Raw genomic sequence first — 14,530 nt, forward strand, 5'->3', positions numbered from 1 at the left:
CTCCTTAGGTGCGGTACATAATGGGCAAAATCTTAACACTTTTCAGCAAAGCTGCGGCATAAAGTTATACTATTAACATTATTTGTATAACTACAGGCCAACTCATGTCTAAGCCGTTATTGCTGGTACTGGGTGACCAGCTCACGCTTTCGCTGCCGACATTACGCAACGCTCCTGCGAATGCGGTGGTTGCACTCTGCGAAGTTGCCGAAGAAGCACGCTATGTGCCGCATCATTTGCATAAAATCGGCCTGTTTATGGCCGCTATGCGCCACTTCGCCGCAACGCTACGCGATCAAGGCTACCTAGTGCACTACAGCCGGATAAGTGATGCTGATAACACCCATTCACTGATCGAAGAAGCCGAGCGGCTTGGCAAGCAGTACGGCTGCGATGAGATACGCGTCACTCGCCCTGGAGAGTGGCGGCTATGGAGCGCCATGCAGCAGCGCCAAGTGCAGCGACACCACGCTAATGCCCTGCCCTGGCAGCTGATAGAGGATGATCGCTTCTTCACCACGCCTGATGATTTTGCCACCTGGGCCAAAGGCCGCAAGCAGCTGCGCCTGGAGTACTTTTACCGGGAGCAGCGCAAGCGCACCGCGCTGCTGATGGAGGGCGATACGCCTGTCGGCGGGCAGTGGAACTACGATCACGATAACCGCGAACCCATTCAATCCACGCTGAGCTTTCCTCCCCTACCAAACCACGAACAGGATAGCGTCACCCGTGAAGCACTTGATGATGCAACGCACTATTTTGACAACCATATAGGGTCGATAGACACCTTTAACCTACCGGTGACCCGCCGCCAAGCTCTGGATGATTTGCACCACTTTATCGAGCATGGGCTGGCAGATTTCGGCCGCTACCAGGATGCGATCAGCGATAGCGAACCTTACCTCTACCACTCGCGGCTCTCTGCGGCGATGAATATTGGCCTGCTCTCTCCTGTTGAAGTGTGCGAAGCCGCCGAGGCGCACTACCATGCGGGCAAGGCGCCGATTAATGCAGTGGAAGGATTTATCCGCCAGATCCTTGGGTGGCGGGAGTATGTGCGTGGGCTTTACTGGACCCAAATGCCCAGCTACAAGCAGGAGAACCGGCTAAGGTTTACCCGCGAGCTTCCTGCCTTCTATTGGGATGCGGACACCGATATGCGCTGCCTGCAGCGCGCTATCCAAATGACCATCGACAACAGCTACGCCCACCATATCCAGCGACTCATGGTCACCGGCAACTTCGCACTGCTGTGCGGTGTAAAGCCCGAAGCGCTATGCGACTGGTATCTAGCCGTTTATGCCGATGCTTGCGAGTGGGTCGAGCTGCCCAACACCTTAGGGATGGTACTACACGCCGACGGTGGGCTAATGGGCTCTAAGCCCTACTGCGCCTCTGGCAAGTACATCGATAAAATGTCCGACCACTGTCAGCACTGCCGCTACTCCCCCAAACAAATGACAGGCCCCAAGGCCTGCCCGTTTAACAGCCTCTACTGGCACTTTCTGGAAACCCATGCCGAACAGCTCAACCGCAACCCGCGCATGAAGCTGATTTACGGCTCGCTTTCCCGCATGAAAGGAGAGAAGCGGGACGCCATCCGCCAACAGGCGGAGCAGTTTCTTGCCAAGCTGCCCACCAGCGCCAGCTACGGCCAGCCAGCGCATACCCAAGGTTACGCACGCCCTTCCCAGCATCCCCACCAGGAGAACCGCTCATGAGCCGCTTTGCAACGTTAAAGGCACAGGCCCCAGTCACGCTCTATCATGACGGCCACTGCCCATTTTGCCGGGTCGAAGTTGCTTGGCTTGCCAAGCACCGTCATCAAGAGCGCGTAAGGCTTATCGATATTCAAAGCAATGAGTTTAACGCAAGCGAAATCGGCCGCAGCTTCGATGCCATGATGGGCCAACTGCATTTGCAAGATCATGAAGGGAGGTGGTTTATCGGTATGGACGCCAGCCGGGCCCTCTATGCGGTATTGGGCTACCGGCGGCTGGTAAGGATATCTTGCTTACCGGGCCTGCGAAGCATAATGGATGCAGGCTACCGTTTCTTTGCCCGACGCCGTATCAGGCTGGGGCAGTGGTGGGAAATGCGCTGTAAACGTAGTGATTGAGCTAGTGTTTCAAATAGTGATTGAAAGCGTGGAGACAACGGGTAAGCGCTTAAAATACCAGCGGCATACGCGAGGTCAGCGGCGAGCTGTAATGGGCATCGCGGCCAATCACTTCATCCTGGGGTACGTGCTGCACCAGATAGGCACGGTGGATACCCGCTCGCTTTAACTCCAGGTAAACGTCATCCAGCGAGCGGAACAGCATTGGCTTGTTGCGCTGCATCAGCATGTGCCGCTCGCCCTCTACATCTTCCAGCTCTACTTGGTAGAAGCGGCTACCCGAGTGGGTAATCACACGAATTTCAAAGTTGTCGTGACTTGCGACGAACTGTTTGAGTGCTTTCAGTTCCATGGTTCCCTCCTGTTATTGGTCATTGTCATGGAGCACAGCATGACGCGACCCCATGACAATAATATTACCTTGGCACTAACTGCCTGAGACGGCAATAACAGAAAAGAGTTCCTGACCAATTCGTCAACTTATGGTCGACTTACTGATACTCGGAAGGGTCAATCGCCTTACCCAGCGAGTTGCGGTCGATCCAGTTGCCCCCTTTGGTCTCTTTGTAGCGAAAGACCACTTTGTCACCGACAGCAACGGGAAGCTCGGCATCCTCGGTTTGGTAGCTGTACTTCTCCCCTTCCACTACCAAAAAGTAGCGATAGAGGTCGGGCATACCCAGCCACTCTTTAAAAGGCCCCTCGCGCTCTAGCGACTGGAGTTCACCACGGCCTTCCAATTTAGGGATACGTTTGCGGTTACCGCGCCTAAAACCACCTGCCATTTGCTACTCCTGTCTATCTATCTGCTCAAGGCTGTTTGCCCAAGGCTATCGATCAAAGGCCAACTGCCCAATGGGGTTGCGCATTATACGTTCTCCCCCTGGCCACTCAAGTTAATCACCAAACGCTTCGCCGTAGCTATCGGGAGCCAGGTCCTCAAAGCGCGTGTACTTACCAATAAAGGCCATATGCACTGTACCAATCGGCCCATTACGCTGCTTACCGATAATCAGCTCCGCAATCCCCTGGTTGTCAGGGTTATCCGGGTTATACACCTCATCCCGATAAACGAAGGCAATGACGTCTGCGTCCTGCTCGATCGCTCCCGAGTTATGGCTCACGATACCGTCGGCTAACCAGCACGCATCCCCCGGTACGGTTAAGTCAAACACCTCTTCTACCCCACAGGGACGTATCTCGACGACCTGATCCCAAAATAGCTCGCTGGAGGCTATTTGCGATAAAGCAGCATCACCGAGCACGTCAGCGTAACTGCTGAGCGTTGCCCGTGAAGGGGCGAAGCTAAAGTGCGATGCGCCGCCATAGGCCGTACCCCGCATCGCCGCCATTTGCCGCTGGCTGATCCCTTTCGCCGCCATGGCTTGTTTAACGTGATCAAATACCTCCTGCGGCAAGGTATCGATATTAGTGTTGGCCGTCATCGTTGCCGCTTTAATTCGCTCCAGCGCTGGCTGCTGATGACCAAATGCACCAATCAGCCGGGCGAAGCGCTGCTGTTGCTCGCTTCCCGATACATCTGCGGTATACCATCCGCCACCTTCACCCGATAGAACGTGACGAATTCTGGCCACAATACCGAAGCGCAGCAGCAGGGCGCTAACGTCATCAATGAGGCGACGGCTAACCGTTGCGAAGTAGAGCCGAGGTCGGCCATTCTTACCCGTCGTAATGCTGCCGTCGGTTGCCCACAGATGACGCATAAATAGCGCCAGCTGCTGATTGGAGAGCTTGAAAACATCGCTAGGAATATACTTTTCAGCAGAGCGCTGGCCAAAAATCCCCAATGATTTCAACCAACGCCCTACCCCTTGTGCATGCCAGCGATTGCCATTACCAGCAATGACGAGCTGATGCCAGTTACCACGCCCAGCATGGCGGGTAACGGTTGAACCAAACTGCTCAGCGGCGCGCTGGACAGCCTCACTATTCGCCTCGCTGGCCGTGGTGTAACGTAGCGGTTGGCCTTTGACATAGCTGCCGTCGCCCAACAAATGGGCTAGCAGGATAAGCGCGTGCTCCTCCCATACCACCGGGTTCTCTGGCTCGGGGAGTTGCCTTGCTAACGCAATACGGTCACCCACCTTCAGCTCGGCCACGGTTTTCCAATCCCTCAGTGCTTTTAAGCGATGCTTAGCAGTGGCACGAATACGCCGCCCACTAGCGAGGGAGACTTCAAATACAGGTTTGGCACCCACTGACCAGACGAGATCCGTGGCGGAGCGATGGAGCCTACCGTTCTCCCCTAACGAGACAACGCTAGGCGTTTGCCCTACTAGCTCGCGAATGGGCTGTCGCTCTCCGTTCGCCAGCATGACCAACGTGTCTCCCGTGACACATTCGCGCAAATCCGACATCACGGGGCGCTTGTTGGGGCGCTGCTCAAGGGAGCGGTTGAGCTGCGAAAGCGCCACAACCGGGCAGTTGAACTCCTTTGCCAAACCTTTCAAAGAGCGGGAGATCTCGGAGATCTCGCCGGTACGGTTTTCGGAGAAGCCGGGGATCTGCATTAGCTGCAGGTAGTCGATCATGATGAGCGCCATATTACCGTGCTCGCGTACCACGCGGCGCAGGCGTGAGCGCATCTCATTGGGCGAGAGCGCGGCGGTATCATCAATAAACAACTGTTTATCTTTCAGCAGGTTCACTGCCGAGGTGAGGCGCGGCCAGTCTTCATCCTCTAACTGCCCCGAACGTACCCGCGTTTGGTCAATGCGCCCTAGCGAAGAGAGCATACGCAGCATCAGCGATTCGGCGGGCATCTCCATGGAGAACACCATCACCGGCTTGTCGCTAGAGATGACCGCGTGCTCTACTAGGTTCATAGCAAAGGTGGTGTTATGGACACAGATATCCTCGGCGACGAAATTATGTGTGTCATCCACCGTCAAGTCGTAGACCTGCTGCCTCCCGAGCGGCTCAATGGCGACAATCTCATCCCAATACACATCGGACGTGGCTAAATTTTCAAGATACACATCCCCTTCCAGCAGGCGAGCAAATTCGGCGGCTCGGCGACGCGATAGGCACCGCTCGCTACCTGCTGACAGATGCGGATTATAACCCACTGGCAAAGACTCGCCCGCCTGCTCAAACAACTGACGCCAGGACCGCTGCCCTTTTTTGGCAAGCACATAGCGATTGACCGATTTAGGTAGGCTGTCGCGATTGCTATGTGCGCGCTTAGTATCAAGACAGGCGCTCAGCGCTTCTAATGCCTGCTCTTTGCTAAAAATGCCAATCTCTTGGATAAAACGCTTCAGGCTTGCTTGATCGAGTATCTCAAGCTCCCAGGGTGATTGGCACAGATTGACATAGTGATTCTGCTTCTCTCGGATTTTGCTCAAAATACCAAAGCGCAGTAACAAATGCTGTACATCACGGATCAACTCACGACTTGATGAAGCATAGCTGATACGGCCTTGACTATTTGCCTGTACAAAGGCGCTACCGTCACAGGCAAAGAGACGATTGAGAAATAGCGCTAGCAGCTGTTTAGGTAAGCGAAATACGCAGTCTGGCACCCGTTTATGCAGTGCTTTTTTCGCCCAAACACCATGCGTTTCAAGAAACACTCTTACAGGGTTCGGAGAGTTTTTTGCTATAGCGCTATAGTCAAAACCAGCATCGTCCCCCGTTGAAGGTATGCTTAACGAATCACAAAGGCGCAGAAACGTTGGCTGAGCGGGAACGGTCTTCCCGCTGCACCAGGCACTTACGGCTGCCTTACTCACGTTGAGCAGCGATGCCAGCGCTTCTCCGGTCATGCTATGTGCTTGCAGCTTCATACGTAAGCTGCTTGCAAACTGCTCTCTTAAAGGGCGTAGACGACTAGCATCGCGGCTCACCCGCAGAATAGGCGTTCGCCCCATGTTTTCTGCGGCATCTTCAACTAAACGGCATGTTACACCAGGAAAATAGCTTACCGCTTGGGTGAACTCCGCACGCAGTAGCGGGCTACTATTGGTGAACATTGGGCAGGCCTGCGTGGTGCCCCCGTCGGCTAACATAAAAGCTAAGACTTTTACTTGATATTCAGGCATAGCTTCATGGCCAAACACAGGTATTTCACGGGGCACAGCAATACGTTCGCCAACGGCTATTTCTTGAAGTGGCTTCCAACCCTCTCCCGTTAAAAATGGGTGCGTTAGTGTTGTCGCAACCTCTCTCCCTGTTGCGGTACGAACACGGAAAACGGGCTTTTGACCGTCATCAACAAACGCCGATGCCTGCGATTTTTTCAACTTAAAATCATCGGTTAACGTTAAAAGCCGTGCTTGTTGGCGAGCAACCAGTTCATCAATCGTGACCAGCGCTCCAGTATCTGGGTCCACTAGGCGCGACCCACTCATCAAACACTTGCCCATCGAGGGACGCCCGGCGATGATCACCAAGTCCGATGGCTGCAGGCCGGAGGTCATTTCATCCAGGTCACGGAAGCCGGTCGATAGCCCGGTCATCTCGCCTTTGAGGTTGAACAGCTCATCAATACGGTCAACCGCCTTGGTAAGCAGTTCGCTCATACCAATGGGGCCACCGGTTTTGGGGCGCTCTTCGGCAATTTGAAACACCAGCCGCTCGGCTTCATTCAACAGCTCATCAGCGGGCCGCCCTTGCGGTGAGAACGCCCCTTCGGCTATTTGGTTGGCTGCCCGAATCAGCTTACGCAGCGTGGCGCGTTCGCGCACAATATCTGCATAGGCGCGTATATTACTGGCCGAAGGCGTATTGCGGGCCAGCTCTGCCAGAAAGCTAAGCCCGCCTACAGTATCTAGCTGGTCACGCGCTTCCAATGCCTCGGAGAGCGTCACTACGTCTAGCGGCTGGCCAGACTCCGCTAGATGAATCATTACATTGAACACCAACCGGTGTTCATAGCGATAAAAGTCGTCTGCCACCAAGCGCTCCGAGACACTGTCCCACGCCTGGTTATCTAACATTAGCCCGCCTAACACCGACTGCTCCGCCTCTAATGAGTGCGGCGGCAGCTTTAGTGCTGCCGTTTCCTGATCAGCAGAGGGTTGGTCCTGCATAGCGAGCTCCTTAAAAGTAACGCATTGCCAACGGCGCTTATCTTAGCCGGGCAGCTTCCTTCACACCACTAGCACGGATCAATGAGCAGCGGCTTAAAAAAGACAAAGGGCGCGGGAGATCCCGCGCCCTTTGAGGCGTTAGCGTTGGCGAGTGTAATTACTCGGCGACAACAACCACGCGGACAACGGCGTCCACTTCTGCATGCAGGTGGAGGTCGATGTCGTATTCGCCGGTTTGACGAATCGGGCCCTGCGGCATACGCACTTCGCTCTTGGCAACGTCGATGCCAGCGGAGGAGATTGCGTCGGCCAGGTCACGCGGGCCGATAGAACCAAACAGCTTGCCTTCGTCGCCTGCTTTAGAAACCAACGACAGTTCGATGTCGTTCAGCTGCTCAGCGCGTGCTTGGGCTTCTGCTTTACGCTCAGCGGCTTGGGCTTCAAGCTCGGCACGCTGCGCTTCAAACGCTTCGATATTTTCCTTGGTGGCCGGTACGGCTAAGCCGTAAGGCACCAGGTAATTACGACCATAACCAGGCTTAACAGTGACCTTGTCACCCAGGCCGCCCAGCTTACCAATTTTGTCGAGCAGAATGACTTCCATCTCGTAAACCTCTTGTCAATTGCTGCGGGCAAGGCGTGCGCGAACGTTCGCGAATGTGTCAATCAGCCCCAACAGCAGCACAATGAGAATCGTGGGCCAGGTCGTGATCAGCAGCACATAGAATGCTACCAGCCACAGCCCGTTCATCCCCTTTATTCCAATAAACCCGTGCACTAACGCGATACCGGCTATCAGCAGCGGAATCCAACTCAGCATGGCCAGCGCTTGCGCACCTAGCACCATACCTGCCACCCCAAGCACTACTAGAATAGCGAGCTCTTTGGGGGTCAGACGCAGTGCATGGAACTCTTCACGAAAGCCGCCTGGGTTATAAAGCCCAGCCTGCCAGCTGCGTGCCAGAGCCAAACAGGCAATGGCTGCTAACAGCACTACCAGCCCGGTTACGCCACCAATCACCATGGATGCCAGGGTAGCCGTGTCGACTCCTTGGTTGGCAAACTCGGTGAGCATACGGTCGATCTCTTCCGAGCTCTCCCGCAGCTGCTCCAGCATGAGTTCGGTTCCACCTGGCGGGCTGAAGATACCAAGCTGTACCATTGCCGCGGCCGCTAACGTGCCAACGATCAAGGCTTCGCTCCAACGCATCCTCTCGCGCAGGATAACCGCCATGAGTGTCACTAACAGTACACTCGCTAGCGGAATAACATCTCCTTGCACCCACCAAAAACCTGCTGGTAATGCGGCGGCGATAATCACCGGTAGCGCTGGGGCGAACCCCTTTCGCAAGGTCACTAATGCCGCGATGGCCGCACCTAGCCAAAATAGCCAGGGCACTAGCGCTGCTAGCGCTGCCCCGCCTACGGCATAGGGCGTGCCACGCATCAGCCATCGTGCTAGTGCCAGCATCACGTTAAACGCTTACTGGTGGCTATCGGAGTAGGGCAGCAGTGCCAGGTAGCGTGAACGCTTGATAGCGGTCGCCAGCTGACGCTGATAGCGTGCTTTGGTGCCGGTGATGCGGCTCGGAACGATCTTGCCGGTTTCGGTGATGTAAGCCTTCAGCGTGTCGAGATCTTTGTAGTCGATCTGCTTGACGCCTTCAGCGGTGAAGCGGCAAAACTTACGGCGACGGAAAAAACGTGCCATGGACTAGCTCCTTAAAACGTGCGGTGGATAAAATCAGGCAGTTTCTTCAGCTTCAGCGCGCGGCTTTTCTTCGCGACGCGGACGCTTTTCTTCTGCCGGCTTCATCATCGGGGAAGCTTCGGTGATCGCTTCTTTGCAGCGAACAACCAGGCTGCGGATGATGGCGTCGTTGAAGCGGAAGATGTTCTCGATCTCTTCGAGAGTCTCGCCGGTGCACTCAACGTTCATCAGCACGTAGTGGGCTTTGTGGATCTTGTTGATCGGGTAAGCCAGGTGACGACGGCCCCAATCTTCCAGACGATGCACAGTGCCACCGTTTTCGGTAACCAGGCTGGTGTAACGCTCGACCATTGCCGGCACTTGCTCGCTCTGATCCGGGTGGACCATAAACACGATTTCGTAATGACGCATGGAATCTCCTTGCGGTTTGGCAGCTTCCGTAGTGCGTTAGGGCAAACGCCTTAACCGCGACAGGGAAGCAAGGAGTTAACTGAAATGCCCGCTGTTGGCCGCGCACAGCCAAAACAGGGCATCAAGCAGAACTGTTGATTGTACGGGTCACTTACCCATACGAACGCCCGCTTATGAATAAACGGGCGCAAGCATTCTAGTGGGCTGACCGCTAACTTGCAAGCTGCCGCTGACGAACGGCTTCAAACAAACAAATACCGGTAGCCACCGAGACATTAAGACTCGACACCTGCCCTGCCATAGGCAGCTTGGCAAGATTATCGCAGGCTTCGCGGGTCAAACGGCGCATGCCCTTCCCTTCTGCCCCCATCACCAACGCGGTGGGGCCAGTCATATCAATCTCAAACAAGCTGGCTTCTGCTTCACCGGCGGTGCCGGTAATCCAAACGCCCGCATCTTTGAGCTTGGCCAAGGTGCGGGAAAGGTTAGTGACCTGATACACCGGCACGACTTCCGCAGCACCGCAGGCCACTTTTCTAACCGTGGCGTTCAGCGGAGCGGCTTTGTCTTTTGCCACGATCACGCCATGAGCCCCCGCGGCATCGGCACTCCGCAGGCAAGCACCGAAGTTATGCACATCGGTGACGCCATCCAGCACCAGCAGAAGCGGCGGTGTAGGCGCTTGCCAGGCGCGCAGTTTAAGCCACAGTGACTCTTCGCCTTCCGGCGTTAGTGGCGGGCAGAATGCCACCACGCCCTGGTGAGCCGCCCCTTGGGTGAGCTGGTCGAGCACTTCCCGCGGCTGCTCTTTAACACGCGCACCGCTTGCTTGGGCGCCTGCCACCAGTTCTTTGAGGCGGTTACCCGCCCCTTGCTGAACCCAAAGCTCGTGAGGCGACTCGCCGCGCTCAAGCAGGCTCTCCAGGGCGTGAACGCCATACACTTGGTCCAGACCATCCGGTGTGCGAATGGTGGTACGCGGGTTACGTCGGGACGACGACGATTTCATGCTTAACCCTTTTTCGCTGATGGTTTACGCGAGCCGCTGCGAGTGCGGCGCGGGCCACGGCGGGTCGGCTGTTTGTCGGTTGCCACGGCGGCTTTCGGCCCCCCGCTCTCGCCGCGCCGCTTGCGCGGTTGGCGGCGCGGGCGGGGTTTATCGTCAACCAGGCTAAAGTCGATCTTCCGATCATCCATATCGACCCGTGCCACCTGAACGGTCAAGCCGTCGCCCAGGCGGTAAGTAGTACCGGTACGCTCCCCTTTCAGGCGGTGCTTCTCGGCTTCGTAGTGGTAGTAGTCCGATGGCAGCGAGGTGACGTGCACCAGACCCTCTACATAGAAATCGTCCAAGCGGACAAACAGGCCAAACTGGGTAACGGCGGCAATCGCCCCTTCAAAGGTTTCGCCCAGTTTGTCGGACATAAACTCACACTTGAGCCAGCTTTCGACGTCGCGGGTCGCTTCATCCGCCCTCCGCTCGGTCATGGAGCAGTGTTCGCCTAGCTCCAGCATTTGCTCGAAGGTATACGGGCACCACTTGCTCGGCGGCTCTACTGGCGCGCCCTCTACCCGCACCACCGTATTGGTTTGACGGGGGCCACGAATGACCGAGCGAATGGCGCGGTGAACCAGCAGATCCGGGTAGCGGCGAATCGGTGACGTGAAGTGGGCATACGCTTGGTATGCCAAGCCGAAGTGTCCTTCGTTCTGCGGCGAGTAGACCGCCTGATTCATCGAGCGCAGCATGACCGTTTGGATAATATCGGCATCAGGCCGGTCGGCAATGGCTTCCCGCAGCGCTTGGTAATCCTGCGGTGTCGGCTCATCGCCACCGCCCACGGAAAGCCCCAGCTCGCTGAGGAACAGGCGCAGCTTGTCTAGGCGTTCGGGGGTGGGCCGTTCGTGGATACGATAGAGCGCGGGCAAGTCGTGCTTATCCAGGAAGCGTGCCGTAGCGACGTTCGCTGCCAGCATGCACTCTTCGATGAGCTTATGGGCATCGTTGCGGGTGCGCGGCACGATTTTTTCGATCTTGCGCTCGTCGTTAAAGATGATCGCCGTTTCGGTGGTATCGAAATCGATTGCGCCACGCTCTTCCCGCGCAGAGCGCAGCAGGCCATACAGCTCATGTAAATTCTTGAGCGGCTTAACCAGTTCCGCATGCTCACGGCGCAGTGCCTCGCCCTCTTCGCTCTCGCCGTCCAGCATCGCTGCCACCTTGTTATAGGTAAGGCGGGCGTGGGAGTTCATCACGGCTTCGTAGAACGAGTAGCGGCTGATGGCACCGGTCTTGGAGATATTCATCTCGCATACCATCACCAAGCGGTCGACGTGCGGATTCAATGAACAGAGGCCGTTGGAGAGCAGCTCTGGCAGCATCGGCACGACTTGGCCGGGGAAATAGACCGAGTTCCCCCGCGTGCGCGCTTCATCGTCTAGCGCGGTACCGGGGCGCACATAGTGGGAGACATCGGCAATCGCTACCAGCAGCTTCCAGCTACCGGACTTGGTCTTCCAGGCGCACACCGCGTCGTCGAAGTCCTTGGCGGACTCATCGTCAATAGTAACTAGCGGGATATCGCGCAGGTCAACGCGGTGCTTTTTATCCTCTTCCAAGACCTCAGCAGAGATTTCGCTGGTTTGGTCCAGCACCTCTGGCGGAAACTCTGCCGGAATATCGTAGCTGCGGATGGCGATATCGATTTCCATACCGGGGTCCATACGCTCACCCAGTACTTCGATCACTTCACCCACCGGCTGCACCCGGGTTGCGGGCTGCTGCACGATCTTAGCCGAAATTACCTGGCCATCTTTGGCACCAGCGCTAGCCGTATGGGGAATAATGACTTCTTGAGTAATACGCGGATTTTCAGGAATCAGCACCCCAAATTCCGGCGTATTGCTGCGGTATACGCCCACAATCGTTTGGGTGTTGCGCGCAATCACATCGGCAATGGTGGCTTCTTCGCGGCCACGGCGGTCACGGCCACTGATCCGCACCAGCACATGGTCACCGTGGAACACACGGCGCATTTGGCGCGGCGGCAGCACTAAATCTGGCTTTTTACCGTCATCACGCAGTACAAAGCCAAAACCATCCCGGTGCCCCAAGACTTTACCTTTGATAAGGTCGAGCTTATCAATCAGCGCATAGGCACCACGGCGGTCACGCAGGACCTGGCCATCGCGCTCCATCGCCGCCATGCGCCGGCGAATAGCTTCAAGATGGTCTTCATCTTCAATGCCCAGCATCCGGCTCATGTTTTCATGGGTAATCGGCTTGCCGTAACTTTCCAAAGCAGCCAGTAAATATTCGCGGCTAGGCGCAGGATTATCGTACTTTTGCGCCTCGCGCTCAGCGTGCGGATCATCACTCAACGTCCAATACTTCATGCGATCAACATCCTTGGTGGCGTTTGCGGGAGGCGGACAGTTAACGCAGGCGCTATGCGCTGCGGGCGGGAGTTGTCTTCAACGCCGCTGGCGTCGGTTTCAGCTGCTAATGAGCTGAAGCGTGTCATGTTTTGTTTGGTCATAGGCGCAGTATAGCGCTGCCTGTTCAATCACCCAACCACCTAACACTGCAATAATGCGTTTTCCTTGTTAAAAAACACCCCTAAGGGCTTGCATTTAGCCACGACCTCGGTATCATACGCGCCACTTGCCCAGATGGCGGAATTGGTAGACGCGCTAGCTTCAGGTGCTAGTGTCCTTACGGACGTGGAGGTTCAAGTCCTCTTCTGGGCACCAAATTGCTTCATGTTATCCCCTTTTCATGAAGTAATAGGGTGCAGCGGCAAGCAAGAAACAGATGTACAAGCAGTTAGTTTGTATTCGCCCAGGTGGCGGAATTGGTAGACGCGCTAGCTTCAGGTGCTAGTGTCCTTACGGACGTGGAGGTTCAAGTCCTCTCCTGGGCACCATGCGAATACAAACGTCGAGCTGTGATAGCAATCAAAAAGATGATGCGCCCAGGTGGCGGAATTGGTAGACGCGCTAGCTTCAGGTGCTAGTGTCCTTACGGACGTGGAGGTTCAAGTCCTCTCCTGGGCACCATTATTGGTCCCATCCGCATCACTCTTCTCTCTATCCTCAATAGCAATATTTTTTATCGCCCAGAGCAATCTCTGCATGGCGGATTTTCTATATTTCCCTGTTCACGTTTTACTTATTTATCAGATTGGCTCACTTGCCAGCGTGTGGGCACGCTAGGCGCTTGTTAGCGGGCGAAACAGCAGCGCCGCTCTACCCGCCATAATTCGTTGCTATAGTTCGTTGCTATAGTTCGTTGTTCTCGTTCGTTGCTTCGTGCTTTTACATATTTACTGATAGCGCCCCGGACGACGAGCAACTTCCTCTAGCGCCCAACCGTCTGTGCGCAGTTCACCTTCCAGCACGGCTTCCATGGTGGAGGTTAAGTCAGGAAAGAAGTCCAGCCCAGTGCGCGCTTCGATATCATCAATGGTCACTAGGTAGTCATCCAGCGGCTCATTACCTCTTACGTCTTGAGGCATGATAAACGCCAGCGCCAGAGGGGCATCTTCATGGGGGGCGACGATAATTTTGTAGAAGGCTTCGGGCACTTCCACAAAGCCAACGCGGTTAAACACGTTATCCATAAAGCGTTCGGGGTATATCGGCCCGGTAATGACCTGTAGACGCTCGAAGCGAGGAGCAAAGTGATCCATCACCGACTCTTCTAAACGCTGCCACAGCTGACGGTTTAGGTTAGGCCGCTGGGGGGTCATATTGCTCATCAAAAAAGTATCAATTTGCGCGTTACGACCATGCACGGCGGCAATGGCGTAGTTGGGCGCTAGGTGCCCACGGTCGTAGCCGCTGCCTGAGTAGCTATCTGTTCCTACTGGCCATAACGTGCGCCAATCCGTCTGGAAGTTGGGCCGTGGGCCGATACGGGTATTGTTCGGCACAGCTTCCACTTGGTAGCTCACCCACAGCGCACCGACACGCACATCCGACCAACCCGTTAAAAAGCCATCATTGCGTAAAACTCGATGGAACGTGGTAGGGCGAAACTCCTCCCAGGTTGGCACGCCTTTCCAGGTATAGGCATCCTGATGTTGGCGCTCCTGGAACTCCCATAACCCGGTTCCCACAATAACAAACAGCACAGCGATGCCCAGGCGCCGCCCCTGACGACGCCAGTGCATAAGCGATTTCCCCAACGGAGTTACTCCCTTACAAGCCTTTGATATAGCTACGGCCAATATG

12 protein-coding genes and 3 tRNA genes are annotated in these 14,530 nt (G+C 55.7%); 5 read left to right on the plus strand and 10 right to left on the minus strand.

The features are described from left to right. Positions 1-104: 104 nt before the first annotated feature. On the plus strand, positions 105-1,721 hold the full coding sequence (locus LG300_RS10890; RefSeq protein ID WP_404375346.1) for a cryptochrome/photolyase family protein: 1,617 nt from the start codon (positions 105-107) through the stop codon (positions 1,719-1,721). Then, on the plus strand, positions 1,718-2,119 hold the full coding sequence (locus LG300_RS10895) for a thiol-disulfide oxidoreductase DCC family protein (protein ID WP_404375347.1): 402 nt from the start codon (positions 1,718-1,720) through the stop codon (positions 2,117-2,119). Before LG300_RS10890 ends, LG300_RS10895 begins: the two co-directional genes overlap by 4 nt. 49 nt (positions 2,120-2,168) lie before the next feature. Here LG300_RS10895 and LG300_RS10900 read toward each other — a convergent pair whose 3' ends face one another. From LG300_RS10900 to rnr, 9 genes are all read right to left on the minus strand, one after another. Continuing rightward, on the minus strand, positions 2,169-2,471 hold the full coding sequence (locus LG300_RS10900) for a DUF6482 family protein (protein ID WP_074210310.1): 303 nt from the start codon (positions 2,469-2,471) through the stop codon (positions 2,169-2,171). Positions 2,472-2,610: 139 nt separating this feature from the next. Then, positions 2,611-2,904, minus strand: a complete 294-nt coding sequence (locus LG300_RS10905; RefSeq protein WP_404375348.1) for a hypothetical protein — start codon at positions 2,902-2,904, stop codon at positions 2,611-2,613. Positions 2,905-3,015: 111 nt separating this feature from the next. Continuing rightward, positions 3,016-7,173: a replicative DNA helicase gene (gene dnaB, locus LG300_RS10910; protein ID WP_404375349.1), complete on the minus strand. Its 4,158-nt coding sequence runs from the start codon at positions 7,171-7,173 to the stop codon at positions 3,016-3,018. Between the two features lie 157 nt (positions 7,174-7,330). Continuing rightward, a complete protein-coding gene (gene rplI, locus LG300_RS10915; RefSeq protein WP_404375350.1) occupies positions 7,331-7,777 on the minus strand; it encodes a 50S ribosomal protein L9 in 447 nt (148 codons plus the stop codon). Between the two features lie 15 nt (positions 7,778-7,792). Continuing rightward, positions 7,793-8,644 carry a hypothetical protein gene (locus LG300_RS10920; protein WP_404378025.1) on the minus strand — a complete coding sequence of 284 codons (852 nt, stop codon included), beginning with the start codon at positions 8,642-8,644 and terminating at the stop codon, positions 7,793-7,795. A 12-nt stretch (positions 8,645-8,656) separates the two neighbouring features. Continuing rightward, on the minus strand, positions 8,657-8,884 hold the full coding sequence (gene rpsR / locus LG300_RS10925) for a 30S ribosomal protein S18 (RefSeq protein ID WP_009097135.1): 228 nt from the start codon (positions 8,882-8,884) through the stop codon (positions 8,657-8,659). A gap of 33 nt (positions 8,885-8,917) precedes the next feature. Next, positions 8,918-9,295 (minus strand): 30S ribosomal protein S6, encoded by a 378-nt coding sequence (gene rpsF, locus LG300_RS10930; protein WP_404375351.1) that lies wholly within the window; start codon positions 9,293-9,295, stop codon positions 8,918-8,920. A gap of 211 nt (positions 9,296-9,506) precedes the next feature. Further along, entirely contained in the window at positions 9,507-10,304 is a 798-nt protein-coding gene (gene rlmB / locus LG300_RS10935; RefSeq protein WP_404375352.1) for a 23S rRNA (guanosine(2251)-2'-O)-methyltransferase RlmB, read from the minus strand. A gap of 2 nt (positions 10,305-10,306) precedes the next feature. Further along, positions 10,307-12,691, minus strand: coding sequence for a ribonuclease R (gene rnr / locus LG300_RS10940; protein ID WP_404375353.1), 2,385 nt, complete (start codon positions 12,689-12,691; stop codon positions 10,307-10,309). Positions 12,692-12,961: 270 nt separating this feature from the next. Here rnr and LG300_RS10945 point away from each other — a divergent pair. From LG300_RS10945 to LG300_RS10955, 3 genes are all read left to right on the plus strand, one after another. Further along, positions 12,962-13,048: transfer RNA gene (locus tag LG300_RS10945), tRNA-Leu, on the plus strand. An 86-nt stretch (positions 13,049-13,134) separates the two neighbouring features. After that, positions 13,135-13,221, plus strand: a tRNA-Leu gene (locus LG300_RS10950). A gap of 46 nt (positions 13,222-13,267) precedes the next feature. After that, positions 13,268-13,354: transfer RNA gene (locus LG300_RS10955), tRNA-Leu, on the plus strand. Between the two features lie 266 nt (positions 13,355-13,620). On the opposite strand, the gene LG300_RS10960 is transcribed toward LG300_RS10955, so the two are convergent. Then, positions 13,621-14,469 (minus strand): DNA/RNA non-specific endonuclease, encoded by an 849-nt coding sequence (locus tag LG300_RS10960; protein ID WP_404375354.1) that lies wholly within the window; start codon positions 14,467-14,469, stop codon positions 13,621-13,623. Positions 14,470-14,530: the final 61 nt, after the last annotated feature.

Origin of the sequence: Vreelandella aquamarina (genome assembly GCF_044805175.1) — a bacterium.
Lineage (GTDB): Bacteria > Pseudomonadota > Gammaproteobacteria > Pseudomonadales > Halomonadaceae > Vreelandella > Vreelandella aquamarina_B.

Bases quoted from the DNA above. Each gene is read 5' to 3' on its own strand.
- LG300_RS10895 (WP_404375347.1), top strand. From the start codon at position 1,718: ATGAGCCGCTTTGCAACGTTAAAGGCACAGGCCCCAGTCACGCTCTAT.
- rlmB (WP_404375352.1), bottom strand. From the start codon at position 10,304: ATGAAATCGTCGTCGTCCCGACGTAACCCGCGTACCACCATTCGCACA.
- LG300_RS10960 (WP_404375354.1), bottom strand. From the start codon at position 14,469: ATGCACTGGCGTCGTCAGGGGCGGCGCCTGGGCATCGCTGTGCTGTTT.
- dnaB (WP_404375349.1), bottom strand. From the start codon at position 7,173: ATGCAGGACCAACCCTCTGCTGATCAGGAAACGGCAGCACTAAAGCTG.
- LG300_RS10905 (WP_404375348.1), bottom strand. From the start codon at position 2,904: ATGGCAGGTGGTTTTAGGCGCGGTAACCGCAAACGTATCCCTAAATTG.
- rnr (WP_404375353.1), bottom strand. From the start codon at position 12,691: ATGAAGTATTGGACGTTGAGTGATGATCCGCACGCTGAGCGCGAGGCG.
- rplI (WP_404375350.1), bottom strand. From the start codon at position 7,777: ATGGAAGTCATTCTGCTCGACAAAATTGGTAAGCTGGGCGGCCTGGGT.
- LG300_RS10900 (WP_074210310.1), bottom strand. From the start codon at position 2,471: ATGGAACTGAAAGCACTCAAACAGTTCGTCGCAAGTCACGACAACTTT.
- LG300_RS10920 (WP_404378025.1), bottom strand. From the start codon at position 8,644: ATGCTGGCACTAGCACGATGGCTGATGCGTGGCACGCCCTATGCCGTA.
- rpsF (WP_404375351.1), bottom strand. From the start codon at position 9,295: ATGCGTCATTACGAAATCGTGTTTATGGTCCACCCGGATCAGAGCGAG.
- rpsR (WP_009097135.1), bottom strand. From the start codon at position 8,884: ATGGCACGTTTTTTCCGTCGCCGTAAGTTTTGCCGCTTCACCGCTGAA.
- LG300_RS10890 (WP_404375346.1), top strand. From the start codon at position 105: ATGTCTAAGCCGTTATTGCTGGTACTGGGTGACCAGCTCACGCTTTCG.